This window comes from Microbacterium sp. HM-570 (genome assembly GCF_054165885.1).
Window position 1 is genome coordinate 2,503,054 of record NZ_CM135111.1, and the last position, 26,994, is coordinate 2,530,047.

A 26,994-nucleotide genomic window follows, 5' to 3' on the forward strand; every position below is an offset into this window, starting at 1 on the left:
CATCCGTCTCGCCGTTCCTTTCGCATGTACGGGGTCGCGCGAAAGGCTGAGGTATACAAGAGACATGCCGGTGCGCACACCTGACCCCGATCCCCCCGAAGACGACGGCCCCGAGGGGCGCGATCGGTTGAGCGGCATGGGAGCGTCGTTCGGACGTTCGAGCGATCCGCGTGACGACGGTTCGTTCGGCTCGCCGACGACGGGAAGCGCGGCGAATCCCGGCTGGCTGAGCGAGGTCGAGCTGGCCGAGGCGCGGCGCCGGCTGCCGATGCTCTACGTCGAGGCCGTGCCCGTGCGGACGGATGGCGTGGGCTCCGTGACCGAGGTCGGCATCCTGCTGCGCGCCACACCGGTCGGCGAGATCACCCGTTCGCTCGTCAGCGGCCGTGTGCGGCATGGCGAGACGGTGCGGGATGCGCTGTTCCGCCACCTCGAGAACGATCTCGGCCCGATGGCCTTCCCCCTGCTGCCCCCTCAGGTGACTCCGTTCACGGTCGCCGAGTACCTGCCGATTCCCGGCGTCACCGCCTTCCACGACGATCGTCAGCACGCCGTTTCGCTCGCCTTCGTCGTGCCCGTGACCGGGACGTGCGAGCCGCGCCAGGACGCGCTCGAGGTCACGTGGATGTCGCCCGAAGAGGCAGCGTCCGATGCGCTCGCCGCCGAGATGGAGGGCGGCCGCGGCACGCTCGTCCGCCTCGCACTGGCGAGCGTCGGCGCCCTGCGCTGAGTCGGGACCGAACGGATGCCTGCAAGTCCCCTCCTCGTCGAGTTCGCTATCGCCCTCCCCGTCGCTCTCGCTTTCGCCTACGCGGTCGCATGGGTCGTGCGTCGGCTGTTCGGCCGTCGACTGCGCCTGGGTCTGACGACGATGGCCGTGATCTCGCTGCTCGGCATCAGCGTGGGGCTCCTGCTCGCGGGACTGCTCTTCTACGGTCAGTACCTCTGGATGCCGACGACGCTCTTGCTCGCGTTCGGCTCGAGCATCGGGCTCACCTTCGTCGCGGCGTCGATTGCGGCGCTCATCCGCCCGAACTATGGCGACGTCGATGTGGCGGCGTTCCTCGCCGCGGGGGAATCCGACCACGTCGAGTTCAAAGAGACCGCGCGGTGGAACGTCCGTGAACATAAGAAGGATCCGCGGATGGAACTCGCGATCGCAAAGACGGTCGCCGCGTTCTTGAACAGCAACGGCGGAGTGCTGGTCATCGGCGCGAGCGACGACGGTGTCGTGCGCGGCCTGGAACGGGATCTCGCAACCCTCCGGACGCCCGACCACGACCGGTTCGAGCTCTGGCTGCGTGACCTGCTCTCGACGCTCGTCGGCCGCAACGCCGCCGCGCTGCCCCACATTCAGTTCGCAACGCTCGCGGACGCGGGCACGGTCTGCGCCCTCAACTGTCCGCCATCGCCGAAGCCGGTCTTCTTGACGGCGCCGCGCGACGGCGGCCCAGCCACCGACCTGTGGGTGCGTGTCGGAAACTCCACCCGCGCTCTCGGCGTGGACGAGGCAGTCGAGTATGTTTCACGCCATTGGCGACCGACGCTCGCGTCACTCGTGACGGGGCGTCCCTCGGGGCCTTCGGCGGGGCGCTGACGCGCGGCGGGGTCGTCCCGAGAACGGCGCTGTGAATGACGTCTCGTCCGGGATAGCTCGTACCGGTATTGTTCGTCGTGATCGGGCGGCACCCGCTACGCAACACCCGATCATCCGTCATCCGTCCGCGGTCGACGACACAACCCATTTCTCTCCCGCGCAACCCGGCGCGGTGCGGGGTGGCTGTGTCCTCGAATGGCCGTGTCCTCGAATGGCTGTGTCCTCGTATGGACGGGAACGTGCATGTGTGGCGGAAGGATCGGCGACGGTGCCCCCGGGTTATCCGGGGAACAGACCGTGGTGGAGCAGAGAGACGGGGACGGGGACATGACCACGCAGAACACGGGTAACGAGCAGCCGGATGCGGCGGCTTCGGCCTTCGACGAGCTGATCGGTGGAGCCGGCGATGCCGGTGATTCCCTCTCATTCACGACGGCTTTTCGGGGCTATGAGAAGCACGAGGTCGATGCTGCCGTGGCGACCCTGTCGTCCCGCCTACAGGAGCGCGGCGATCGCGTCACGGCGCTCGAGGCGCGCATCCGCCGCGGTGAGAAAGCGGCGACCACCCGCAGTCGTGAGTTGACGCAGGCGCGGCAGTCGATCGAGAAGCTCGAGGCCGACCTGCGCGAGGCACAGGCGAAGGCCGCGGATGTCGAGCAGCAGGTGCAGGCACTGACGGACGAGCTCGTCGGTGCGACATCCGAAGCATCCGAGGGTCGTCAGCAGTTCGAAGAGATTCTGCGCGTCGCCGAGGGCCAGGCGAGCGTGCTCATCAAGAATGCGACCGTGCAGACCGAGCGCCTGCTCGAGTCGGCACGCGAAGAGATTCGGACGCGTCGGCGAGAAGCGGAGGCGGATGCGGAAGCGATCCGTTCGCAGGCCGAGAGTGACGCACAGCAGGCGCGCCTCCGCATCGAGACCGAGCTCACCGCGCACGAGGCGATGCTCGAGCGCGAGCGTGCACACGCCGCCGAGAAGGTTGCTCAGGCCGAGCAGGAGGCCGCCGCGATCCGCACCGAGGCCGAGAAGGGTGCCGCCGCGTTGCGCGCCCTCGTCTCGCGCGAGACGGCTCAGGACCGCGCGGATGCCGAGGCCGCCGTCCGCGAGATGCGCGCGCGTGTGCTCGAGTTCGAGGAGTCGCTGACGCGGCGCCAGGATGACGCACAGCAAGAATTTCTGGTTTTGCACAACCAGGCTGTGGCGCACGCCGAGCGCATCACGGCCGACGCGAACGAGCAGGTCGCGGCCTCGCTCGAGCACGCGAAGCGCATCTCGGCCAAGGCGGAGGACTACGAGCGGCTCGCACGCGCCCAGGCGGCGCAGGTCGAGGCCGATGCCAACGTGCGCGCGAACGAACAGCTCGATCGGGCGCGCGACAAGGCGCAGCGCATCATCGACCTGGTTACAACGCACTCGACCGGGGTTCTGCGCGACGCCGAGGACCGCACGCGGCAGCTCCGCTGGCAGCAGCACGAGATGTCGAGCTTCATGGCCGGGGTGAAGGAACTCATCCGCGGCGAGGTTCCGCTGGACGAAGAGGACGCGGATGCGGATGCCTCCGCCGACACCGTCGCATCGCGGGCGGAACCCGACACTACCTCGAACGCAGATGCCGAGTCCGAGGTGCAGGAAGAAGCTTCCGCCGAGAGTTCGGACCGCAGCTAGCCGTCCGCGGGAGCGCGGAAACTCTCGGCGCCCGAAGCGCGACGACCGATCGTCAGCCAGGCGATCGGGCCGAGCAGCGGCACGAAGATGGCCAGCAGCGTCCAGACGAGGGCGTGGGTCGCGGTGAGGTGCTTTGCGCGCCGGGCGATCGACACGAGTGCCGCGATTGTCAGGGCAAGCCCGACGATGAAGACAATGCTCCAGACGATGTCGTATGACGCCGGCACGAGCGGGTTCATCGAGGCATCCATGCCGTCAGCATAGGCGAGCCCGGGCCGGCGGCCCGAGGCGTTCGATCGCGTCGAGAACCCGCGCCCGTGCGGGACCGGGGAGCTTCTGGCGTGCTGCGGCGCCGGTCAGCTCGACCACATCGTTCACGTGTTCAGGTCGCGCCGCAGCTCATCCAAGGTCACGCGCTGACCGTCATCGGTCGACTCGGCCGCGCGGTATCGACACGTCGTGCGCGTCCCGGTGGAGCCTAGATTGGTGCGTATGACCTGGCGGCGCTACGGACCCACTCTGCTTCTCGTCGCCGCAACGTGCCTCGTTCTTGGCGTGGTCGTGGTCGCCTGTGTGTACGTGGCGACGAACGGTGGGTACGGCTCCGGCGCTCGCGGTCTGCTCGGCATGGTCCTCCTGGGAGCATACGTAGGCGGCGCCTCGGGCCTCGGCGCATCGACTGGCGCGCTCGCAGCGCTCGCGTCGATCAACAACACCGGGTACCGACAGAGCGTGCGTAGTGCTCTGGGCATGGGGGTTTTCGGCGCCGTGGTGGGGGCGGCTGTTCCGTGGACCGTCACCGCTCTCGGAAACATCTGGAAAGGGCAGAGCGATTGGGCGAATACTGTCGTGCCGGTGGCCACCGCAGGGATTACTGCCGCGGCACTAGCCGTGGGGATCGCGGTGGCGATCGTCGCTACTCGAACGCGTCGCGAGCCCTAGATTCGGCCTAACTGCCGCTCGTGACGCGCGCGATGTCGGCGACGAACGCGTCGATGTCGGAGGGCTCCGTGTCGAACGAGCAGACCCACCGCACCTCGCTGATCGCCGCATCCTCCCCACCTCCACTCGAACCATCGCTATCGCGATGCTCCGAGCCTCCGGAGGCGGGGCCCCAATCGTAGAAGCGCACGCGCTCGCGCAACTGATCTGCCGCGCCCGCCGGCAGCGTCGCGAAGACGCCGTTCGCCTGCGTCGGCTGGGTGAACGCAACACCCTGAATGGAGCCATCCGCAATGCCGGCCTCGACTCCCGCGCGCAGCCGCGCCGCCATCGCGTTGGCGTGCGTCGCGTTTCGCAGCCACAGGTCGCCCTCGAACAGGGCGATCAGCTGCGCCGAGACGAAGCGCATCTTCGACGCGAGCTGCATGTTGAGCTTGCGCAAGAACTTCAGGCCCTCGGATGCCTCGGGGTCCAGCACGACGATCGCCTCGGCGAGCATCGCCCCGTTCTTCGTGCCACCGAGGCTCAGCACGTCGACGCCCGCGTCGGTCGTGAAGGCGCGGAGCGGTACGCCGAGCGCGGCGGCGGCGTTCGAGGCGCGCGCGCCATCGAGGTGCAGGCGCATTCCCAGGCCGTGGGCGTGGTCGGCGAGCGCCCGCACCTCGTCGGGCGTGTACACCGTGCCGAGCTCGGATGACTGCGTGATCGACACCACGAGGGGCTGGGCGCGGTGCTCGTCACCCCACCCCCAGGCCTCGCGGTCGACCAGCTCGGGTGTGAGCTTGCCGTCGTCCGTCGGCACGGTCAGAAGCTTGATGCCCGCGACCCGCTCGGGGGCGCCGCCCTCGTCGACGTTGATGTGCGCGCTCGAGGCCGCAACGACCGCACCCCAGCGCGGCAGCATCGACTGCAGGCCCACCACGTTCGCGCCCGTGCCGTTGAAGACGGGGAATGCCTCGGCCCCGGCGCCGAACTGGGCGGACACCACCTCTTGCAGGCGGGCGCTGTAGGCATCCTCGCCGTAGGCGACCTGGTGTCCCTCGTTTGCCGCGGCGATGGCCGCGAGTACCTCGGGATGGATGCCGGAATAGTTGTCGGATGCGAAGCCGCGCACGGCGGCATCGTGGATTCGGGTCACGGTACTCAGCCTAATTCGGGGCGCGCGCGGTCAGGCATCGCCCCGAATGCCGCTCGTCGACGCGATGACCGGTGCCATCTTGCGGTCGAGGGCCTCGTAAAACATCGACAGGGGGAATTCGTCGTCGAGCACCGCGTCCGTAAAGCCCTTCGGCGGTCCGATCAGGATGTCTCGGGGCAGGCCCTGCGCCCACACCGACCCCGGGTGGGGTGTCAGAACCCCGCGGATCAACTCGTATGCGGCGAGCCAGTGCGCGGTCTTCGGACGGTCGATCGAGCGCCAGTACAACTCGTCGATCGCATCGGCGAGCGCCACGACCGCCGCGGGCACGTCGGTCCAGTCGAGGGTGAGTCGGGTGTCGGTCCAGTGCATCACCCCGCGCTGGTGTAGCCACGCGAACAGCAGCTGCCCGCCGAGCCCGTCGTAGTTGCGAACCCGGGACCCCGTGATCGCGAAGCGGAAGATGCGATCGAAGATCACCGCGTACTGCACGAGCTTTGCGTGCTCGAGCGTCTCGACGTCGAGTTCTCCGTCTCCCGCAGACAGACGCTTCTCGATCGCAACGCACTCGCGGAAGGCGGTCAGGTCGCACCGCAACTCTTCGAGCGAGTAGAGGAAGTACGGCATCCGCTGCTTGATCATGAACGGGTCGAACGGCAGGTCGCCGCGCATGTGGGTGCGGTCGTGGATGATGTCCCACATCACGAAGGTACGCTCGGCGAGGGCGTGGTCATCGAGCAGGCGCGCGGCGTCCGCCGGCAGCTCGAGGCGGGTGATCTCGGCGGCGGCGCGCACCACGCGGCGGTAGCGGGCGGCCTCGCGATCCTGGAAGATCGCGCCCCACGTGAAGGTCGGGATCTCGCGCACCGCGACCGTCTCGGGAAAGAGAACGGCCGAATTGGTGTCGTAGCCGGGCGTGAAGTCGATCAGGCGCAGTGAGACGAACAGCCGGTTCGTGTAGTCGCCGGCCTCGAGTCTGGCGATGAACTCGGGCCAGATGGTTTCGACGATCAGGGCCTCGACGTATCGGTTGCTCGATCCGTTCTGGGTGTACATCGGGAAGACGACGAGGTGTCGCAGCCCGTCGACGCGGTGCTGCTGGGGTTGGAAGGCAACGAGCGAGTCGTGGAAGTCCGGTACCCCGAAGCGGCTGCGCACCCAGCGCTCGAAGTCGCCGACGGATGCCTCGAGGTACGCCGCATCGTGAGGGAAGAGCGGGGCGAGCTCGCGGATGCCACGCACGATCGTGTCGACGAGCCCCGCAGCCGCGGCATGCTGCGCGGGATCGGGGATCGAGCCATCCTGCGCCTGCAGCGCCTGCAGGTCGACCGCCGCATCGCGGAGCGAGATCCAGGCGGCGCTCGTCTCGACGTCACCGACCACGCCTGCGGCGGTGCCGCTGTCCAGGGTCGTGTCGATCGTCATGTCCGTCTCCGCTCCGTGCTGCGCCCACGCGCCATCTCGAGAATTGTAGGAAGATGTATGGTCGTGCCGCTCGTCAGCAGGAAATATTCCTGTTGATACGATCACCACATGGAAGATCAGGAACTGCATCGTCATCCTGCGGTTCTCGACGACCCGGTTGATCTGTCGATCGTGCGCGCGATCTCGCGCGATGCCCGCGCCACCCTCGCGCAGCTGTCCGAGGCCGTCGGGCTGTCGGTTTCGGCCGTGCAGGCCCGGATGCGGCGACTCGAGACACGGGGCGTCATCGCGGGGTATCGCGCGATCGTGGATGTCGAAGCCGTCGGCAAGCCTCTCGCGGCGTTCATCGAGATCACGCCGCTCGACCCCGCGCAGCCCGACGATGCTCCCGAGTTGCTCGAGCACATCACCGAGATCGAGTCGTGTCACTCCATAGCCGGCAACGCGGCATACATGCTCTTCGTGCGGGTTGCGTCACCGCGCGCACTCGAGACGCTCATCCGCCGCATCCGGGGAGTCGCGTCGGTGAGTACGCGAACGACCGTCGTGCTGCAGACGTTCTACGAAAACCGACCGATCCTGCCCGCCTGAGTGAACCGCAAACGCGGCGTCAGATACATCCACAGACGGATGCCTCGGCTCGCGCGCTCCCGTACCGTGAGAAGCGTGTTCCGCCCCCTCAAGCCGTACCAACTGGCCGTCGACGTGACCATAGCCGGGCTGCTGTTCATCATCGCGGTCTTCGCCGATGTCTCCGCGGGCTGGGTGCTATGGGCCAGCTCCTCGGGCACCGTCGCCTGGCAGATACTGCCCGTGGTCGTGATCTTCAGTGCGGGGCTCGCCCTGCGCCGGGCGAGCCCCGCACTTGCGCTCGCTGCCGTGTGGGCGGGGGCGCTGGTGCAGATGGCGCTCGGGCTCTCGCCATTGCTCGTGAACGTCGCGATCTTCGGGGTGCTCTATGCGGCGGCGGCGTATGGTGCGCGCCTGGTGATGTGGCTGGCCTTCGCCTCCGGGGTTCTCGGCGCGGCGCTCATCTCGCTCTATCTGATCGTTCCGCCCCTCCTGCGCGGCGGCTGGAGCATCACGGACGCCCTCGGGCAGTATCTCGTCGCGGGACTCGCGGTCTGGGTCGCCGCGACCTTCGCGTTGCTGCTGTCGTGGACGGTCGGCGCACTCGTGCGGACGGCACTCCGCGCGCGGGCCAACCGCGAGGCCCAGATGCGGGCGCAGGACGAGGCGATCGCGGAGCAGCAGCGCACAACGATCGCGCGCGACATGCACGATGTCGTCGCCCACTCGCTCGCGGTCATCATCGCTCAGGCCGACGGTGCGCGGTACGCGGCGGCGACGGATCCTGAGGCCACCGGATCCGCTCTCGGCACGATCTCGACGACGGCGCGGGCGGCCCTCTCCGACGTGCGGCTGCTGCTGACGCAGCTGCGACACAGCCAGGCGGAGGGCCCGCAGCCGACCCTCGCGGACCTCGAGGCGCTCTATGCCCAGGTGCGGGCGGCCGGCGTGGCTCTGCACGTCGACGTCGAGCCCACGCCCCGCGCGGATCCGCCGGCCGCCGTGCAGCTCGCGCTGTACCGGATCCTGCAGGAGGCGCTCACCAACGCCCTCCGGCACGGCGATGGTGGTGCGGTGTCCGTTGTGCTCGCCTGGCATCCCGACCGCGTCGATCTCGCGGTCCGCAACCGCATTCGTCTGGCACACATGGCGGGTGATGCGCGCCTCAACCCGCACGATGTGCCCGGTGAAGATACCTCCGGCTCCGGGCACGGCCTCATCGGGATGCGTGAGCGCGCTCACCTCGCCGGCGGCACACTCACGGCCGGCGCCGCGTCCGGAGAGTTCGTCGTTGCGGCATCCCTTCCGCTCGCCGCGGCGCTGGCGGGAGAGCTCGCATGATCCGCGTCGCACTGGTCGACGATCAGGCCCTCTTCCGGGCGGGCATCCGGATGCTCGTGGCCTCGCAGGCCGATCTCGAGGTCGTCGCCGAGGCATCCGATGGTCGTGAGGCGGTTCGGGTCGTGCGCGAAACGCGTCCGGATGTCGTGCTGATGGATATTCGGATGCCCGTGCTCGACGGCATCGGCGCGACGGCCGAGATCCTGGCCGATCCCGCCTATGCGGACCCCGCTTCTTCCGACGGGCCACCCCGCGTCGTCATGCTCACCACCTTCGATCTCGACGAGGCGGCCGCTCGCGCCATCCGGGGCGGGGCCAGCGGGTTTCTGCTGAAAGACGCCGATCCCGAGTTCTTGCTCGCGTCCATCCGCACCGTGCATGCGGGGTCGGCTGTGATTGCGGCATCCGCGACCCGTGACCTGTTCGCCCATTTCGCCGAGGCGCCGAGGCCCGTTCCCGCGTCGTACGGGGGACTTACGGAGCGCGAACGCGAGATCTTCGCGCTCGCGGCGCGTGGACTCAGTAACGCCGAGATCGCGGGGCGGGAGTTCCTGTCCGAGGCCACGGTCAAGACGCACATCAGCCGAATCCTCGCCAAGCTCGGGCTGCGCGACCGTGTGCAGCTCGTCGTCTTCGCTTTCGAGCACGGGCTCGCCTGAGGCATCCCCGCCCCGGACTCGGGGGACGACACGAACGTCATCCTTCAGAAGGATGCGGCGACGACCTCCGGCGGACGCGCCGGGATGGGCGCCATCCCTAGCGTCGAAGACATGCAGATTTCCACAACAGAACTCGGGCTCGCCGCCCGGGTGCACAACCTGTCCAAGTCCTACGGTTCCGGCGAGGGGATGGTGCGGGCGCTCGACGATGTCACCGTCGGCATCCGTCGCGGGGAGTTCACGGCGATCATGGGTCCGTCCGGCTCCGGTAAGTCCACGCTCATGCACGTCATGGCGGGTCTCGACGCCCCGACCTCGGGACGAGCGTGGATCGGCGACTCCGAGATCACGGGCGCGACAGACCTCGACCTGACGATCCTGCGGCGACGCCGCGTCGGTTTCGTGTTCCAGGCCTTCAACCTCGTCCCGACCCTCGACGCGATCGGCAACATCATGCTGCCCTTCGATCTGGACGGGCGCCGGCCGAGCGCCCTCGAGCGCGCACGCATCGACGGCCTGGTCGAGACGCTCGGTCTCGGTGGGCGGCTGCGGCACCGTCCGCATCAGCTGAGCGGCGGGCAGCAGCAGCGCGTCGCGATCGCCCGGGCGCTCGCAACCGGACCGGACCTCGTCTTCGCGGATGAGCCGACGGGAAACCTCGACTCCCGCTCGGGTCGCGACGTACTGGCGCTTTTGGCGACGGCGTCCCGCGAGCACGGGCAGAGCATCGCGATGGTCACGCACGACCCGATCGCGGCGAGCTATGCCGATCGCGTCCTGTTCCTCGGTGACGGGCGAATCGTCGCGGACCGGTCGCAGCAGAGTGCCGAGCAGATCTCGGCACACATGCTCGCCGCGGAAGGCGGCGCTCTGCGCGATCCGGAAGACGACGCTCCGGTCGATGCGGAAGACGACGTCGTGCGGGCGGTGCGAGCGTGAGCGCCGTCGCGACGGAGCCTCAGGCATCCGCTTCCACCCTGTCTTTCTCGGGTGATACGCGCGCCGTGGCCGGTACCGCTCGCCTCGCCTGGCTGCGCGAGCGCGGAATGGGCGCGAGCATCCTCGTCGCCGCGCTCTCGAGCGCCTTCGGCGTCGTGCTCATCAGCGCGACGGGCTATATCGGCGCATTCCTGTTCGCCGACGAGATGATCGGTTCGAGCGGAACGCTCGCCGTGGTCGTCGGCATCCTCACCGTGTTGCTCCTGGGTGTCGCGGTGTTCGTCGCCGCGATCGTCACCGCCAACACGTTCGCCACGATCGTGGCGGGCCGGGTCCGCAACATCGCGCTCATGCGCCTCATCGGGGCATCGGCACGGTCGCAGCGCGCGGAGGTCGCGCGCCAGGGCCTCGTCGTCGGCGCGATCGGTGCCGTCGTCGGGCTGCTGGCGGGCACCGGTGTCGCGGCCGTCGGGGTCGCGATCGCCGGTGAACTCATCGACCGCCCGACGGTGCCCTTCCCACTTGTGCGGCCAGAACTGCTCGTGCCGGCCGTTGTCGTCGTGCTCACGACGTGGGCCGCGGCCTGGTCGGGGTCGCACCGTGTGCTCTCCGTCACGCCACTCGAGGCGCTCGGCGGCTCGGTCGAGCGGACGCACAGCGACCTCGCCCGCCGCCCCGGACGCAACATCACGGCAATCGCGCTGTTCTCTGCCGGCGCGGTGCTGCTTGCGCTCGGCATCCTGGTCGGAATCGTCACACCCCTGGGCGTCGTCGTCGCATTCTTGGGCGGCCTCCTGTCATTCACGGGGCTTGCCCTCGGCTCGACGATCGTCATGCCGCCGGTCCTCCGTCTTGTCGGTCGCGCCTTCGGCTCGTCGGCAACCGCGCGACTCGCCGCAGAGAACGGGCTGAGGCATCCGGAACGCTCGTCTCGCATGGCTATCGGCGTGGTCATGGGGGTCACGCTCGTGACGATGTTCGCCGTCGCGATCGAATCGACCAAGGCCGTGCTGACCGCGACGGGAGGCGGCGAACTGCCGCCGTACATGGCGTCGCTGCTCGACACCTTCTCGATCGTGATGATGACGCTCGTCGGGGTCTCGGCCGTCATCGCCGGTGTCGGCCTCGTGAATCTGCTGACGATCGGGGTCGTGCAGCGGCGCCGCGAGCTCGGACTGCTGCGCGCCCTCGGCCTCTCGAACGGGCAGGTGCGACGCATGATCCTGCTCGAGGCCGCCCACGTGACCGTCGCTGCCCTCGCGCTCGGCCTCGTGCTCGGCGTGGCGTACGGATGGGCGGGTGCGCAGTCGCTGCTCGGCTCCGTGCCGGTCGTGCCCGGCGGGACCGCGGGGACCTTCGTGCTGCCGGCGCTGCCGGTCGTGCCCCTCGCGGTTGTCGTCGTGGCGACGGCCATCCTGACGCTGGTCGCCGCGGTCGTTCCGACGCGACTCGCCACCCAGGTCGCGCCCGTCGAAGCGCTCGCTGAGTAGGGCGTCTGGGGGCGCTGTGCCTGTGATCGGGCGGTGGTGTCACGCCCCGTGCTCACCCCGCACGCTCGGGGAGAGGGCTCAGGCAGACGGCTCAGGTGGAAGGCCCAGCCGCGTCCGTCGCTTCGATATCGTGTGCCCACGTGGGGGCGAGGGCCCGGATGCGCAGGGCCCGCCACTGCCAAGCCGCCCAGAGTCCTGGCCACAGCAGGGGAGCGGTGCGGCCGCCGATCGTGAGGCGCTCGCGCCACAGGGTTCGCGCGGGGTCGCCCGGTGCGGGTGAGACCGCGAGCTGGTGGTCCCAGACATCCAGCGAGGCGAGCGGTCCGGTGAGGGGAATGCCGCTGTCCCGGAAGATGCGCACCTCGCCCCGCGAGTCCAGGGTGACCCGGTCGCTCGCGTGGATGAGCTGCCGGCCCATCGGCACGATCCCGCCGATCGATATGTCGACGACGGCATCCGTCCCCGGCTCCCAGCGTGTCGGCAGGCCGCCCGGCTCGGCGGATTCGAGGCGGACGAGCGAGCCGTATAGCTCGGCCACCGCGCGGGGTGAGTGCAGGGCCCGCCACGCGGCATCCGCGTCGCAGTCGATCACGAGCTTGAGCAGGATGCGCATGTCCCCAGTGTTGCACCGGTACCGGTAGCCGAGCTTCGCCGATCCCTTCGACAGGCTCAGGACCGTGGGTGCCGGTCAGGCCCAGGGATCGTCCGGTGCCGGTCGCTGAGCCTGCCGAAGCGACCCTGCCCGAGCCGCGCGTTAGGCCCCGGCGTAAATCTGAAAGGAACGGTGGAGTCAGATGTGCCTGGTGAGGCGATTCAGGGTCGCTCGCGGCCCGACATTCCTTTCAGATTTACGCCGGACCCGGCACTGCCGCGGGGCGGGGCCGCAGCGTAGCCTCGGGGGATGCGTTTCGGCATCCTGCGGCAGCCGCACATTGCACATCGCCGGACGACCGTCATGCCGCGGTGGGTGCGCCGGGCCGACCGGTTCGCCAACCGTCGTGTGAATGCCCGGCGCGACCTGCGGGCGCGCGACAGCGGGTACCGCCGCCTCTCGCGCGCAGCAGATCACGGACGACTCTGGTTTGTCCTTGCGGGCGTCCTCATCGTCTCCGGACGTTCGCGGGCCGCGCTCCGCGGTGTCGCATCGCTCGCGGTGGCGAGCATCCTCGCCAACCTCATCGGCAAGGAGGTGTTCGGCGGCTCGCGCCCCGTGTTGACGGACATCCCCGTCCGCCGACGCCTCGCCGTGTACCCGACGTCGGCGTCGTTCCCCTCCGGGCATTCCGCGAGCGCTGCAGCATTCGCCACGGGAGTCGCGATCGAAGCACCGCTCGTCGGTGCCGTGGTGGCGCCCCTCGCTGCCGCGGTCGGGTACTCCCGTATGCATGTGCGGGCCCACTGGCTCTCGGATGTCGTCGGGGGCTTCGCGATCGGTGCGGGAGTGGGGCTCCTGGGTCGCGTCCTCGTGCCGGCGCGAACCTCGCCCGAGGGGCCGGCGCCGGAGCGGGGAGAGCGCGTCGACCTCCCGGCGTCCCGGGACGGTGACGGGGTGCTCATCTTCGTGAATCCGTCTTCGGGAGTGGAGGTCATCCGCACGGACCCGCGGAGCGAGATCGAGAAGGAGCTGCCGAACGCACGGCTGAGCGAGTTCGACCCGGAAGATCCGCCGTCCGCTGTCGCTGCCCGCGCCCTGGCGAGCTCATCACCTCCACGCGTCCTCGGAGTCTGCGGCGGGGATGGGACGGTCTCGACACTCGCCGCTATCGCGCGCGACACGGACCTTCCGCTCCTGGTGCTTCCGGGCGGGACCTTCAATCATTTCGCTCGCGCCATCGGTGCCGACACGGTGGAAAGCGGCATCGAGGCCCTCCGCGACGGTCGGGGGATACGCGTCGCCGCTGCCGAGCTGTCGACGGGCGGACCGGGCGCCACCGTCCTCAATGCGGGCTCGGTGGGCATCTATCCGGATTTCGTCGCGAGGCGCGAGGGATACCGCGACCGTCTGGGTAAGTGGTTCGGAGGGGTCGTTGCGGCCTGGGGTGTGCTGCGCGAAGCCGAGCCCATCGAGATCGAGTTGGACGGAGAGCGGATGCGCGTCTGGTCGGTGTTCGCCAGCGTCGGCCGCAACGATCCGCAGGGCGTCGCGACGATGCGGCGCTGGAGCGTCGATGACGATGTGCTCGATGTTCGGGTGTTGCACGCCCGTGGGCCGCGGTACCGCGCCGTCGCCTCGCTCGCGTTCGGCCGACGGACCGCCGCTGTCGCGCGGGCGCTGCGCCTGATGCCGCGTTCGTCGGATATCGAGCGTCGACTGGTGCCCGAGCTCACGCTGGCGGTCTTGCCACAGCAAGGTTCGCTCCCGGTCTTCGTGCACGACGGCGAGCTCGAGACACGCCTCGATGAGAATGCCGACGGCCGACACGAGATTCGCTTTCGGATGGTTCCGAGCGACCTGCGCGTGTACGCCTGAGCGGCTGGGGCACAGCGGCTGGAGCCCGGGGGCCGCTCGCAACCGACAACTGGCCGGGGCCAGCGCGTGCTCGGGCTCAGCGCTCCTGCATCGCCGCGAGGCGCTCGGCGGGCGAGATCTCGCGCTTCTCCCACCGGAACAGGTGGCGATCGTCGAACCGGGGCGCGCACTTCACGCACGAGGCGGGCCGTGTCGGCCGCCGATGCCGATACGCGAGGTGCCCGGCCGGGCACACCCCGATCCAGGGGGCGAGTTCGGTCGCCGTCTCGCCCGCGTGCGTCGTGCCACCCACGTAGCCCAGCTCGCGGGCGACCTGCTTCCACCGTGCCCCGTGTCCGGCGGCCGGGCCCGCGATCGCGTGCGCAACCTCGTGCAGCAAGGTCTGGTGGTTCGTGTCGTCGTCATAGCGTGCGGACAGATAGCGCGAGACGCTGATCCGCTTGCGCGTGTAGTCGCAGAGCCCTGCGCGGCGCTTGGCGTTGTCGAACCCGAACGACCACGAAGCATCCAGATGGAGCGAGATGAGGGCATCGGCCCACGTGCGCACGCGTTGCAGATCGGACATGTCGAAAAACCTAAACCGTCCCTACGACATCGGTCGCGGAGGCTGCAACGCCCTCCGGAAAAGTGCCGTCAGCTCGCGACCGACGTTCGGGCTCGACGCCGGTCCGCGGCGTCGACGGCGAGCAGCGTCGCTTCGAGCTGCTCATCGGGTGCGCCCGACTCCTGACGCAGGAACAGGGCCCGCTTGAAGTCGCGACGCGCGGACTCATAGTCGCCGGCGTCGTAGTGCACCTTGCCGCGGTGCTGGTACGAGAACGCCGCGATGGCAGACCAGCCCTGGCCTTCCGCCTCACCCGCGCAGGTGGACAGTTCATGCTCGGCGGCGGCATACGCTCCGCGCCACTGCTGGACGGTGGCGTGCAGGATGCGTGCACGCAGCAGATCCTTGCGGGTGCCGGCCATGCGGGCGACACGCACCGACTCGTCCGAGATGACGCTCGCCTCTTCCAGGCGGTCGAGCACCTTCAGCAGCCAGACGCGCTCGAGCAGGGCGGGCAGGCTCCGCTGGTCGCCGAGTTCCAGCAAGCGCTCGCGGCACTCGTTCACGTCCACGATCTCGCGCAGTGTTTCGGGGTCGTACCCGTGGATGTAGCTCACCGTGACCTCCTCACCGCGTGTTTCGCTCCTCCAGTGTGCAACGTGGGGGCGCACAACCGGCCGAGCCGCGCCGGGCGCGCCGCTGCTCGCTTCGCGTTGTTTTTTCAGCGGTCGAACAGAGACGACGATGGGGCCGGAGAATCGGTGGCGTCGGCATCCGTCGTGGCGCTGACACCCGCGACGAATGCGTCGAGTTCCGTGCCTTCGGCGACCTTGGCGGGGTGCGGGCCTGCGGCCATCAGTCGCGGCAACCAGGCCGTCGGGAGTTTGGCGGCGGATGCGGCGATCACCAGGTTGCCGAAGCGGCGACCCTTCAAGACCTGCACCTCGGCGAGCACGATGACGTTGGGCAGCACCTCGCGGACCGTCGCGACCTGGCGGCGTGCGTAGCGCAGGCCGGGTCCGTCGGCGACGTTGACCAGCAGCACACCGTCCGGGGCGAGGACGGCGGCAGCCGCGCGGTAGAACTCGACCGAGGTCAGGTGTGCGGGCGTCTGCGCCCCGGCGAAGACGTCCGAGATGAGCAGGTCGACCGTGCCGACGAGTCCCGCAGGGAGGCGCCCGAGCACGGCGCGCGCGTCGCCGATTCGGACCCGGATAGATGCGCCGCTCGGAAGCGGCAGCTCGGCGCGCACCAGGTCGACCAGCGCAGGCTCGATATCCACCACCTGCTGGCGCGAGCCCGGTCGCGTCCACGCGATGTAGCGGGGCAGGGTGAGCGCTCCGGCGCCGAGGTGCACGGCGGTGAGGGGCTGCCCCGGGAGCTTCAGCCGGTCGATGACGGCGCCCATGCGCGCGATGTATTCGAAGTGGAGGTGTGTCGGGTCGTCGAGATCGACATGGGATTGGGGGGTGCCGGCGACATCCAATTCCCACCCCGTCGTGTACGGCGAGGGCACGACGCGAGCGATCGAGCCATCCGACAGGCGGGTCGAGGGAGCGGATGCCTCGTCGTCGCCGTCGCGCTTTCTGCTCACCCGCCCACGGTAGCCGAGCGGCACGCGGGACAATGGTCCCGTGACCGTCGCATCCGTGGACCTCAACGCCGACCTCGGCGAGACGGTCGATGGAGTGCCGTCCGCGGACGATGAGGCGATGTTCGCCGTCATCTCGAGCGCGAGTGTCGCGACGGGCGGACACGCGGGGGATGTCTCGTCGATGCGCCTCGCGATCGAACGCGCCGCGCGGCATGGCGTGGCCGTCGGTGCGCATCCGTCGTACCCGGATCGCGCCGGGTTCGGCCGCGCCGCGATGGACCTCGCGCCCGCGGAACTGACCGCGGTCGTCTGGGCGCAGCTCGAGGCCCTGCGCGTGGCCGGGGCGGACATCCGCTACGTCAAGCCGCACGGGGCGCTCTACCACGCCGCCGGTGCGCATCCCGAGCAGGCGCGAGCGCTCGTTCGGGCGGTCGTCGACCTCTCGGATTCCCTCGGCCGAGGCGTGCCGGTGCTGGCTCTCGGCGACGCGCTGGCCGAGGCATCCGAAGCCGCGGGCGTGCCCTTCGTTCGTGAGGCCTTCCTCGACCGCGGCTACACGCCCGACGGCGCGCTCGTGCCGCGGGGGATGCCGGGTGACCTGCTCCACGACCCCGATGCCGTCGCCGAGCGCGCGGTGCGGCTGGCGCGCGAGGGTGTCGTCGAGGCGATCGACGGCACCCTCGTCGTCGCCCAGGCCGTCTCGCTGTGCCTGCACGGCGACACCCCCGAAAGCGTCGCGATGGCCCGTGCCGTTCGCGCCGCGCTCGACGCCGCGCGAATCGGCGTGCGCCCGCCATGGTGAGCGGCTTGCCGTGGTGAGTGATCCCGCGGTGGTGCGTGATGCCGCCGTGGTGAGTGATCCCGCGGTGGTGCGTGATGCCGCTGTGGTGCGTGATGCCGGTCTGGTGCGCGTCCTGCCGATGGGGGAGCGGGCGTTCCTTGCCGAGGTCGATGCCCTCGCCGGGGTGCTGGCCCTCCGTGAGGCGCTCGCCGCGGCACCGCTCGACGGGGTCGGCGATCTCGTGCCCGCCGCACGCACCGTGCTCGTTCCGTTCGACCCCGCGCGAGTGCCCGCGGCGACCGCGCGCTCATGGATCGAGCGGACGTGGTCCGAGTATGTGAGGGACGTGAGGGACGCGAGGGACGTGAGGGCGGATGCTTCGGCCGCACCGCCGTCGGCTCGCTCGATCGTCCTCGACATCGCCTACGACGGCCCCGACCTCGCCGAGACCGCAGAACTCTTGGGCCTCGGTCCCGGGGAGCTCGCCGAACGGCACGAGCGGGCCGAGTGGACCGTCGCGTTCACCGGATTCGCGCCCGGATTCGGATACCTGACCAGCCCGGCCTGGGCGTTCGACGTGCCCCGTCTCGATTCTCCGCGCACCCGCGTACCCATCGGTGCTGTGGGGCTGGCCGGCGAGTTCTCCGGCGCCTACCCGCGCGAAACACCGGGTGGCTGGAGGCTGATCGGCACGACGTCCGCCGCCCTCTTCGACCCGTCCGCCGCGAGGCCGGCGCTCCTGAGCCCGGGCGATCGGGTGCGGTTCCGGCGGGTGGCCGCGCGCGTGGCGGCGGCTGTGGCCGCGGGCGCGGGGTCGCAGGGTGCGGTTGCGGTTGCGGTTGCGGCTGTGGGTGCGGGTGCGGGATCGCAGAGCGCGGCTGCGGTTGCACCGGAGGTCGGCGAGCCCGAAGCATCCGTCCCGCTGTACAGCGCACCGCCCGCGTCCGCGGCGATCGAGGTGCTCGAGCCGGGATTGTTCGCGACCGTGCAGGACCTCGGCCGTGCGGGCCACGCCTCGATCGGGGTCGCGCGTTCGGGCGCGCTCGACCGGGGGGCCCTGCGCATCGCCAACCGCCTCGTCGGCAATCCCGAGGGCGCCGCGGCCGTCGAGGTGGCGATGGGCGGCTTCCGTGCTGTGGCGGAACGCGACCTGTGGATCGCGGTGACCGGCGGGTTCGGGCCGGTCGCGATCGACGGACGGCCCCTCGACGTGTACGAGGCGCACGAGTGGCGGCGCGGATCCGAGCTGCGGATCGGATGGCTCGAGCACGGCGCGCGTGCCTACCTCGCCGTCCGCGGGGGTATCGAAGCCGTGGGCGTCGCCGATGTCGGCCACAGCGGGTCCGTGCTGGGTTCGCTCTCGACCGACACTCTCGCCCGGCTGGGTCCCGACCCTCTTAGCATCGGCACGCGGCTCGTCGTGGGGCGCTCGCCGCACACGCCGGTGCCGCCGCTCGATGTCGCCCCGTGGGGGCCACCGCCCGATGAACTGGAGCTCGAACTCGCCCCGGGTCCGCGGGAGGCCTGGTTCGAGGCATCCGCTCTGCGTCTGCTCTTCGACGCGGTGTGGACGGTCTCGGGCGATGCGGATCGGGTGGGTGTGCGGCTCGACGGTCCCGAACTCGTTCGAACGATGGCGGGCGAGCTGCCGAGTGAGGGGATGGTGCCGGGTGCCCTCCAGGTGCCGCCCGGGGGTCGGCCGACGGTGCTGCTCGCGGACGGCCCGGTGACGGGTGGCTATCCCGTGATCGCGGTCGTGACGGATGCCTCGCTCGGCGCCCTGGGACAGGCCCGCCCGGGCACCCGCATCCGGTTCCGTCACGCCCGCCCGCACCCCTGACGAGCTCGCGTCCCCTGCACTCGGCTGCTTGGGGCGTGGAAATGACCGTGGGGCGCGGGATCTCGCGCCCCAGCGGGATTCTGGCGCCCCATGTGGGCTCGGCGACCGTGGGGTGTGGCTCAGCGACGGCCCCTGAGCCTGTCGAAGGCGCCGTCGCAGCGCCAGGGAATAGGAAGGGGCGCGCGCGGTTATACCGTAGGAACCAACACTCGTCAAGAATCCGACTGGACAATCGGCCATTCGCGACGTATAGTTGATGTTTGCGCTCCTAGATTCCCCCTGCCCTCATATGGTGGTCGGCTGTGCTTATGCGCCCCCCGCGAAAGCGGCGTGCGGCGCCTGAGTTTCGGGGAAGGCGAGCGATCCACCCACGACGAGGAAACACGAGCCCTTCACCGGGCCCATGGAGGTTTTTCCCTTGGCCGCTGCGCGCAACGCATCCACCACCACCCCCAAGACCGGTCGCGGAGCATCCCGCCTCTCGTTCGCGAAGATCTCTGACACGCTGACGGTCCCCGACCTTCTCGCGCTGCAGACCGAGTCCTTCGACTGGCTCGTCGGAAACGACGCCTGGAAGGCACGTGTCGCCGAGGCTCAGGCCATCGGACGCACCGACGTTCCCGAGATCAGCGGCCTCGAGGAGATCTTCGAAGAGATCTCGCCGATCGAAGACCTCTCCGAGACGATGCAGCTGTCGTTCACGAACCCGTACCTCGAGCCCGAGAAGTACTCGATCGAGGAGTGCAAGGAGCGCGGCAAGACGTACGCCGCCCCGCTGTACGTCGAGGCCGAGTTCATGAACCACCAGACCGGTGAGATCAAGACCCAGACCGTCTTCATGGGTGACTTCCCCCTGCAGACCGGCAAGGGCACGTTCATCATCAACGGCACCGAGCGTGTCGTCGTCTCGCAGCTCGTCCGCTCGCCGGGTGTGTACTTCGACAAGACGCCCGACAAGACCTCCGACAAGGACATCGTCTCGGCGCGCGTCATCCCGAGCCGTGGTGCCTGGCTCGAGTTCGAGATCGACAAGCGCGACCAGGTCGGCGTTCGCATCGACCGCAAGCGCAAGCAGTCGGTCACCGTGTTCCTCAAGGCCCTGGGCCTGACGAGCGAAGACATCATGACCGAGTTCGCGGGCTTCGACTCCATCGAAGAGACCCTCGCGAAGGACACGATCGTCACGAAGGAAGATGCGCTCCGCGACATCTACCGCAAGCTCCGTCCGGGTGAGCAGGTCGCTGCCGAGGCCGCGCGTGCGCTGCTCGACAACTTCTACTTCAACCCGAAGCGCTACGACCTGGCGAAGGTCGGTCGCTACAAGATCAACCAGAAGCTCGGTCTCGACGAGCCGCTCTCGGCGTCGGTCCTGACGGTCGAGGATGTCGTCGCGACGATCAAGTACCTCGTGCGCCTGCACCGCGGTGACGCGACGTTCCCCGGCATCCGCGGTGGCAAGCCCGCCGAGATCCGCATGGACACCGACGACATCGACAACTTCGGTAACCGTCGCATCCGCGCCGTCGGCGAGCTCATCCAGAACCAGGTCCGCACGGGTCTGTCGCGCATGGAGCGCGTCGTCCGCGAGCGCATGACCACGCAGGACATCGAGGCCATCACGCCGCAGACCCTGATCAACGTCCGCCCCGTCGTCGCCGCGATCAAGGAGTTCTTCGGAACGTCGCAGCTCTCGCAGTTCATGGACCAGAACAACCCGCTCGCGGGTCTGACCCACAAGCGTCGCCTCTCGGCGCTCGGCCCCGGCGGTCTGTCGCGTGAGCGCGCAGGCGTCGAGGTTCGTGACGTCCACCCCTCGCACTACGGCCGCATGTGCCCGATCGAGACCCCGGAAGGCCCGAACATCGGCCTGATCGGATCGCTCGCATCGTTCGCGCGCATCAACGCCTTCGGCTTCATCGAGACCCCGTACCGCAAGGTCGTCGACGGTCTCGTCACCGAGCAGATCGACTACCTCACGGCCAGCGAAGAGGACGACTTCATCGTCGCCCAGGCCAACGCGCCCCTCAAGGCCGACGGTCACTTCGTCGAAGAGCGCGTGCTCGCCCGCAAGAAGGGTGGCGAGGTCGACCTCTTCCACCCCGAAGAGATCGGGTACATGGATGTCTCGCCGCGCCAGATGGTATCGGTCGCAACATCCCTCGTCCCCTTCCTCGAGCACGACGACGCACAGCGCGCCCTCATGGGTGCCAACATGCAGCGTCAGGCCGTGCCGCTCCTCCGCAGCGACTCGCCGCTGGTCGGTACCGGTATGGAGGGCTACGCAGCCATCGACGCGGGTGACGTCGTCACGGCCGAGAAGGCCGGTGTCGTCATCGAGGTGTCGGCGGATGTCGTCACGCTCCAGCTCGACGAGGGCGGAACGCAGGAGTACTACCTGCGCAAGTTCGACCGCTCCAACCAGGGCACGAGCTACAACCAGCGCGTCATCGTCTCGGCAGGCGACCGTGTCGAGGTCGGTGCGGTCATCGCCGACGGCCCCGCGACGGAGAATGGCGAGCTCGCTCTCGGTAAGAACCTGCTCGTGGCGTTCATGCCCTGGGAGGGTCACAACTTCGAGGACGCGATCATCCTGAACCAGAACCTGGTGAAGGACGACACCCTCTCGTCTATCCACATCGAGGAGTACGAGGTCGACTCGCGCGACACCAAGCTCGGCAAGGAAGAGATCACCCGTGACCTCCCCAACGTCGCGCCCGACCTGCTGAAGGACCTCGACGAGCGCGGCATCGTCCGCATCGGTGCCGAGGTTCGCCCCGGCGACATCCTCGTCGGCAAGGTCACGCCGAAGGGTGAGACCGAGCTGTCGGCCGAGGAGCGCCTGCTCCGCGCGATCTTCAACGAGAAGAGCCGCGAGGTTCGCGACACGTCGCTGAAGGTTCCCCACGGTGAGCAGGGCACGATCATCGCCGTCAAGGAGTTCAACGCCGAGGATGGCGACGACGAGCTCGGCTCGGGCGTCAACCGCCGCGTTGTGGTCTACATCGCCCAGAAGCGCAAGATCACCGAGGGTGACAAGCTCGCCGGCCGTCACGGCAACAAGGGTGTCATCGCGAAGATCCTTCCGGTCGAAGACATGCCCTTCATGGCCGATGGAACCCCCGTCGACGTCGTGCTCAACCCGCTCGGTATCCCCGGTCGCATGAACTTCGGTCAGGTTCTCGAGACCCACCTCGGGTGGATCGCGAAGCAGGGCTGGAAGGTCGAGGGCACCCCCGAGTGGGCCGCGAAGCTCCCGGAACAGGCTCTCGAAGCCGCGCCCGGCACCAAGGTCGCGACACCGGTGTTCGACGGTGCGAGCGAGGCCGAGATCCAGGGTCTGCTCGATGTCACCACGCCGACCCGCGACGGCGACCGCCTGATCGACGGCACCGGTAAGGCGCTTCTGTTCGACGGCCGCTCGGGCGACCCGTTCCCCGCACCGGTATCGGTCGGGTACATGTACATCCTGAAGCTGCACCACCTCGTCGACGACAAGATCCACGCACGTTCGACGGGCCCGTACTCGATGATCACGCAGCAGCCGCTGGGTGGTAAGGCGCAGTTCGGTGGTCAGCGATTCGGTGAGATGGAGGTCTGGGCCCTCGAGGCCTATGGCGCCGCCTACGCACTGCAGGAGCTCCTCACGATCAAGTCCGACGACATCCTCGGCCGCGTCAAGGTGTACGAGGCCATCGTCAAGGGCGAGAACATCCAGGAGCCCGGCATCCCCGAGTCCTTCAAGGTGCTCATCAAGGAGATGCAGTCGCTCTGCCTGAACGTCGAGGTCCTCTCGGCGGATGGCACGGCGGTCAACCTCCGCGACACGGATGACGAGGCTTTCCGCGCCGCGGAAGAGCTCGGCATCAACATCTCCAGCCGGTTCGAGTCGTCGTCCATCGACGAGATCTGACCCTTCGACAGACGACCCGACTCATAACTGACTTACAGATTTCGACACAGGAGAACACGTGCTCGACGTAACAACTTTTGACGAGCTTCGCATTGGTCTCGCCACCGCCGACGACATCCGTCGTTGGTCCTTCGGCGAGGTCAAGAAGCCCGAGACCATCAACTACCGCACGCTGAAGCCCGAGAAGGACGGCCTCTTCGGAGAGCAGATCTTCGGACCGAGCCGTGACTGGGAGTGCGCCTGCGGCAAGTACAAGCGGGTGCGCTTCAAGGGCATCGTCTGCGAGCGCTGCGGCGTCGAGGTCACCAAGTCCTCGGTCCGTCGCGAGCGCATGGGCCACATCGAGCTCGCCGCGCCCGTCACGCACATCTGGTACTTCAAGGGTGTGCCCTCGCGCCTCGGCTACCTGCTCGACATGGCGCCGAAGGACCTCGAGAAGGTCATCTACTTCGCGGCCTACATGGTCATCTCGGTCGACGACGATGCTCGTCACGCCGACATGCCGCAGCTCGAGAACGAGCTTCGCCTCGAGCTGAAGACGCTGGGCGACCAGCGCGACTCCCGCATCGCGACGCGCCTGCAGACCCTCGAGACCGAGCTCGCAGCTCTCGAGGCCGAAGGTGCCAAGGCCGACCAGAAGAAGAAGCTCAAGGACGCCGCCGAGAAGGAGATGGGTCAGGTTCGCAAGGGCTTCGACGAGCAGATCACCCGTCTCGAGCGCGTCTGGGAAGACTTCCGGGGCCTCAAGGTCGGCGACCTCAAGCCCGAAGACGACGTCTTCCAGGAGCTGCAGGACCGCTACAGCCTGTACTTCGAGGCCCACATGGGCGCCGAGTCGATCCAGCGTCGCCTCGCGGCGTTCGACCTGGCCGCCGAAGCCGAGAACCTGCACCTGCAGATCTCGGAGGGCAAGGGGCAGCGCAAGATCCGTGCGATCAAGCGCCTCAAGGTCGTCAACGCGTTCCTCTCGACGGGCATGAGCCCCGCCGCGATGGTGCTCGACGTCGTCCCGGTGATCCCGCCGGAGCTTCGCCCCATGGTGCAGCTCGATGGTGGCCGCTTCGCGACATCCGATCTCAACGACCTCTACCGTCGCGTGATCAACCGCAACAACCGCCTCCGTCGCCTGATCGACCTCGGTGCCCCCGAGATCATCGTCAACAACGAAAAGCGCATGCTGCAGGAGGCCGTCGACGCACTGTTCGACAACGGTCGCCGTGGTCGCCCCGTGACGGGTACGGGTAACCGTGCCCTCAAGTCCCTCAGCGACATGCTGAAGGGTAAGCAGGGTCGATTCCGTCAGAACCTGCTCGGCAAGCGCGTCGACTACTCGGGCCGTTCGGTCATCGTCGTCGGACCGCAGCTGAAGCTGCACCAGTGTGGTCTGCCCAAGCAGATGGCTCTGGAGCTCTTCAAGCCGTTCGTCATCAAGCGCCTGATCGACCTCGGTCACTCGCAGAACATCAAGGCCGCCAAGCGCGCCGTCGAGCGCACGCGCCCCGAGGTCTGGGACGTGCTGGAAGAGATCATCCGCGAGCGCCCCGTGCTGCTCAACCGCGCGCCCACGCTCCACCGCCTGGGTATCCAGGCGTTCGAGCCGCAGCTCGTGGAGGGCAAGGCGATCCAGCTGCACCCGCTCGTCTGTGCCGCGTTCAACGCGGACTTCGACGGTGACCAGATGGCCGTCCACCTTCCGCTGTCGGTTGAGGCTCAGGCCGAGGCGCGCATCCTGATGCTCGCGTCGAACAACATCCTGAAGCCCTCCGACGGTCGCCCGGTCACCCTGCCTTCGCAGGACATGATCATCGGCCTCCACCACCTGACCACGGTCAAGAAGGGTGCGGCCGGCGAGGGACGCGCGTTCGGTTCGGTCTCCGAGGCGATCCTGGCCAAGGACGAGGGAACCCTCGATCTGCAGGCCGTCGTGCGCATCCGCATCCCGGGACTGTCGTTCCTCGAGGGCGAAGCGCCCGAGGGTTACGAGCGTCACGGGCTGGTGGAGTCCTCGCTCGGACAGGCGATCTTCAACGACACCCTCCCGAAGGGCTACCCCTTCGTGCGCGACGTCGCCGACAAGAACAAGCTGTCGCAGATCGTCAACAAGCTCGCCGAGGAATACCCGGCCGAGGTTGCGGCGACGCTGGACCGCATCAAGGACGCCGGTTTCTACTGGGCCACCCGTTCGGGTGTCACGGTTGCCCTCTCCGACATCCTCACGCCGCCCAACAAGGCGGAGATCGTGGGACGTTACGAGAAGGATGCAGCGAAGGTCCAGGACGACTTCGACATGGGCTTCATCGACGACTCCGCTCGCCGCAAGGAACTCATCGACATCTGGACCAAGGCCACCGACGAGGTGCAGGTCGCGATGCGCGAGAACTTCCCCGAAGACAACACCATCAACCGCATGGTGTCCTCCGGTGCTCGTGGTAACTGGCTGCAGATCCGCAACATTGCGGGTATGCGAGGCCTGGTGAACAACCCCAAGGGTGAGATCATCCCGCGTCCGATCATCTCGTCGTACCGCGAGGGTCTGTCGGTTGCCGAGTACTTCATCGCCACGCACGGTACCCGTAAGGGTCTCGCCGACACCGCTCTGCGTACCGCCGACTCGGGTTACCTGACCCGTCGTCTGGTGGACGTCTCGCAGGACGTCATCATCCGCGAGGATGACTGTGGCACCGGCAAGGGCCTCGAGTACACGATCGCTGCCCCCGGCGCCGATGGCACGCTCGTGCGCGACAAGAACGTCGAGAACTCGGTGTTCGCTCGCACGCTCGCGTCGGACGTCGTCGACAGCAAGGGCGAGGTCGTCGCCTCGGCCGGAGACGACGTGGGCGACGTGCTCATCGATCGCCTCATCGAGCTGGGTGTCGAGTCGATCAAGGTGCGGTCCGTCCTCACCTGTGACTCGGCCGTCGGCGTCTGCGCCAACTGCTACGGCCGCTCGCTCGCGACCGGAAAGCTCGTCGACATCGGTGAGGCCGTCGGTATCATCGCGGCCCAGTCGATCGGTGAGCCCGGAACGCAGCTCACGATGCGTACCTTCCACACGGGTGGTTCGGCCTCGGCCGACGACATCACGCAGGGTCTGCCCCGCGTGCAGGAGCTCTTCGAGGCGCGTACCCCCAAGGGTGCATCGCCTATCGCGGAGGCCGCTGGTCGCATCACGATCGACGAGACCGACAAGTCGAAGAAGATCATCATCACGCCCGACGACGGCGACGAGCCCAAGGTCTACCCGGTCCTGAAGCGCGCGACGCTTCTGGTCGAGGACGGCCAGCACGTCGAGGTCGGCGAGGCACTGCAGGTCGGTACGCGTGACCCGAAGGACATCATGCGTGTCCAGGGTGCCCGCGAGGTGCAGAAGTACCTCGTCAACGGCGTCCAGGGTGTGTACCGCTCGCAGGGTGTGCCGATTCACGACAAGCACATCGAGGTCATCGTTCGCCAGATGCTGCGGAAGGTCACCGTGGTCGACCACGGCGACACGACGCTGCTGCCCGGTGAGCTCGTTGACTCGCGTCGCTTCATCGACATCAACCGCCAGACGGTCGGCGAGGGCAAGCGCCCCGCGTCGGGACGTCCGGAGCTGATGGGTATCACCAAGGCGTCGCTGGCGACCGAGTCGTGGCTGTCGGCCGCCTCGTTCCAGGAGACGACCCGCGTGCTCACCGAAGCGGCCATGCAGGGCAAGAGCGACCCGCTGATGGGACTGAAGGAAAACGTCATCATCGGAAAGCTCATCCCCGCCGGTACGGGCCTCGGCAAGTACCGCAACGTGGTCGTCGAGGCGACGGAAGAGGCCAAGAGCGAGCGCTACCCCAACCGGGTATTCGCGTCCGACGGTGTCTACTCCGAAGCCGACCTCGGGTTCGTCGATTTCGACAGCTTCTCGACGGATGACTTCACGCCCGGTACCTACAACTAAGTAGTGCCAGAAAAAGGGGTCCGCTTCGGCGGGCCCCTTTTTCGTGCCTCCGTTCCACACGCGAGCTACCCGTTCGTCGCGTGGTGCGCCGCGTTGCTAACGGGCTACGTCACGGCGGAGGCTTAACCTGGGCGCGGGATGTCCGGGGGCAGAGGGGA

The 26,994-nt window shown here is 68.5% G+C and carries 21 protein-coding genes; 14 read left to right on the forward strand and 7 right to left on the reverse strand.

All coding sequences use genetic code 11. The annotated features are described in order from the left end of the window. Positions 1-64 precede the first annotated feature (64 nt). The 3 genes from ACT9TC_RS11970 to ACT9TC_RS11980 all read left to right on the forward strand — a co-directional run bounded on the left by ACT9TC_RS11970 (position 65) and on the right by ACT9TC_RS11980 (position 3,262). Positions 65-730: an NUDIX hydrolase family protein gene (locus ACT9TC_RS11970; RefSeq protein ID WP_458040718.1), complete on the forward strand. Its 666-nt coding sequence runs from the start codon at positions 65-67 to the stop codon at positions 728-730. A gap of 15 nt (positions 731-745) precedes the next feature. After that, positions 746-1,597, forward strand: coding sequence for an AlbA family DNA-binding domain-containing protein (locus tag ACT9TC_RS11975; RefSeq protein ID WP_458040719.1), 852 nt, complete (start codon positions 746-748; stop codon positions 1,595-1,597). 327 nt (positions 1,598-1,924) lie between these two features. Next, a complete protein-coding gene (locus tag ACT9TC_RS11980; protein WP_458040720.1) occupies positions 1,925-3,262 on the forward strand; it encodes a cell division initiation protein in 1,338 nt (445 codons plus the stop codon). Here ACT9TC_RS11980 and ACT9TC_RS11985 read toward each other — a convergent pair. Next, positions 3,259-3,513 (reverse strand): PLD nuclease N-terminal domain-containing protein, encoded by a 255-nt coding sequence (locus tag ACT9TC_RS11985; protein ID WP_458040721.1) that lies wholly within the window; start codon positions 3,511-3,513, stop codon positions 3,259-3,261. The genes ACT9TC_RS11980 and ACT9TC_RS11985 overlap by 4 nt on opposite strands. Before the next feature lie 241 nt (positions 3,514-3,754). Between ACT9TC_RS11985 and ACT9TC_RS11990 the strand changes: the two genes are divergently transcribed. Next, positions 3,755-4,204 carry a hypothetical protein gene (locus ACT9TC_RS11990; protein WP_458040722.1) on the forward strand — a complete coding sequence of 150 codons (450 nt, stop codon included), beginning with the start codon at positions 3,755-3,757 and terminating at the stop codon, positions 4,202-4,204. 7 nt (positions 4,205-4,211) lie between these two features. Here the strand turns inward: ACT9TC_RS11990 and ACT9TC_RS11995 are convergent, their stop codons facing one another. Beyond that, positions 4,212-5,342 (reverse strand): threonine aldolase family protein, encoded by a 1,131-nt coding sequence (locus tag ACT9TC_RS11995; RefSeq protein WP_458040723.1) that lies wholly within the window; start codon positions 5,340-5,342, stop codon positions 4,212-4,214. Between the two features lie 30 nt (positions 5,343-5,372). Continuing rightward, the gene (locus tag ACT9TC_RS12000) at positions 5,373-6,767 is read right to left on the reverse strand and encodes a DUF6421 family protein (RefSeq protein WP_458040724.1); all 1,395 of its coding nucleotides are present in this window, start codon (positions 6,765-6,767) and stop codon (positions 5,373-5,375) included. A 108-nt stretch (positions 6,768-6,875) separates the two neighbouring features. Here ACT9TC_RS12000 and ACT9TC_RS12005 point away from each other — a divergent pair, with 108 nt between their 5' ends. The 5 genes from ACT9TC_RS12005 (at position 6,876) to ACT9TC_RS12025 (ending at position 11,766) form a co-directional block, all read left to right on the forward strand. After that, positions 6,876-7,358 (forward strand): Lrp/AsnC family transcriptional regulator, encoded by a 483-nt coding sequence (locus tag ACT9TC_RS12005; protein ID WP_458040725.1) that lies wholly within the window; start codon positions 6,876-6,878, stop codon positions 7,356-7,358. Positions 7,359-7,433: 75 nt separating this feature from the next. Then, positions 7,434-8,678 (forward strand): sensor histidine kinase, encoded by a 1,245-nt coding sequence (locus ACT9TC_RS12010; RefSeq protein WP_458040726.1) that lies wholly within the window; start codon positions 7,434-7,436, stop codon positions 8,676-8,678. After that, entirely contained in the window at positions 8,675-9,337 is a 663-nt protein-coding gene (locus tag ACT9TC_RS12015; RefSeq protein ID WP_458040727.1) for a response regulator, read from the forward strand. Before ACT9TC_RS12010 ends, ACT9TC_RS12015 begins: the two co-directional genes overlap by 4 nt. A 111-nt stretch (positions 9,338-9,448) precedes the next feature. Continuing rightward, positions 9,449-10,276, forward strand: coding sequence for an ABC transporter ATP-binding protein (locus ACT9TC_RS12020; RefSeq protein WP_458040728.1), 828 nt, complete (start codon positions 9,449-9,451; stop codon positions 10,274-10,276). Positions 10,277-10,383: 107 nt separating this feature from the next. Next, the gene (locus tag ACT9TC_RS12025; protein ID WP_458042925.1) at positions 10,384-11,766 is read left to right on the forward strand and encodes an FtsX-like permease family protein; all 1,383 of its coding nucleotides are present in this window, start codon (positions 10,384-10,386) and stop codon (positions 11,764-11,766) included. 91 nt (positions 11,767-11,857) lie between these two features. Here ACT9TC_RS12025 and ACT9TC_RS12030 read toward each other — a convergent pair whose 3' ends face one another. Beyond that, entirely contained in the window at positions 11,858-12,379 is a 522-nt protein-coding gene (locus ACT9TC_RS12030; protein ID WP_458040729.1) for a hypothetical protein, read from the reverse strand. Between the two features lie 288 nt (positions 12,380-12,667). Here ACT9TC_RS12030 and ACT9TC_RS12035 point away from each other — a divergent pair, with 288 nt between their 5' ends. Further along, positions 12,668-14,236 carry a phosphatase PAP2 family protein gene (locus ACT9TC_RS12035; RefSeq protein WP_458040730.1) on the forward strand — a complete coding sequence of 523 codons (1,569 nt, stop codon included), beginning with the start codon at positions 12,668-12,670 and terminating at the stop codon, positions 14,234-14,236. 76 nt (positions 14,237-14,312) lie between these two features. On the opposite strand, the gene ACT9TC_RS12040 is transcribed toward ACT9TC_RS12035, so the two are convergent. The 3 genes from ACT9TC_RS12040 to ACT9TC_RS12050 form a co-directional block, all read right to left on the reverse strand. Further along, entirely contained in the window at positions 14,313-14,801 is a 489-nt protein-coding gene (locus tag ACT9TC_RS12040) for a SprT-like domain-containing protein (protein WP_458040731.1), read from the reverse strand. A gap of 68 nt (positions 14,802-14,869) precedes the next feature. Continuing rightward, the gene (locus tag ACT9TC_RS12045; RefSeq protein WP_458040732.1) at positions 14,870-15,397 is read right to left on the reverse strand and encodes a hypothetical protein; all 528 of its coding nucleotides are present in this window, start codon (positions 15,395-15,397) and stop codon (positions 14,870-14,872) included. 104 nt (positions 15,398-15,501) lie between these two features. Next, a complete protein-coding gene (locus ACT9TC_RS12050; RefSeq protein WP_458040733.1) occupies positions 15,502-16,374 on the reverse strand; it encodes a spermidine synthase in 873 nt (290 codons plus the stop codon). A gap of 40 nt (positions 16,375-16,414) precedes the next feature. On the opposite strand from ACT9TC_RS12050, the gene ACT9TC_RS12055 reads away from it, so the two are divergent. From ACT9TC_RS12055 to ACT9TC_RS12070, 4 genes are all read left to right on the forward strand, one after another. Beyond that, complete coding sequence (locus tag ACT9TC_RS12055; protein WP_458040734.1) at positions 16,415-17,176, forward strand: 5-oxoprolinase subunit PxpA; 762 nt, start codon at positions 16,415-16,417, stop codon at positions 17,174-17,176. 13 nt (positions 17,177-17,189) lie between these two features. Further along, entirely contained in the window at positions 17,190-18,995 is a 1,806-nt protein-coding gene (locus ACT9TC_RS12060) for a 5-oxoprolinase subunit B/C family protein (protein WP_458040735.1), read from the forward strand. 418 nt (positions 18,996-19,413) lie between these two features. Continuing rightward, complete coding sequence (gene rpoB / locus ACT9TC_RS12065; RefSeq protein ID WP_458040736.1) at positions 19,414-22,905, forward strand: DNA-directed RNA polymerase subunit beta; 3,492 nt, start codon at positions 19,414-19,416, stop codon at positions 22,903-22,905. Positions 22,906-22,963: 58 nt separating this feature from the next. Continuing rightward, complete coding sequence (locus ACT9TC_RS12070) at positions 22,964-26,836, forward strand: DNA-directed RNA polymerase subunit beta' (protein ID WP_458040737.1); 3,873 nt, start codon at positions 22,964-22,966, stop codon at positions 26,834-26,836. Positions 26,837-26,994: the final 158 nt, after the last annotated feature.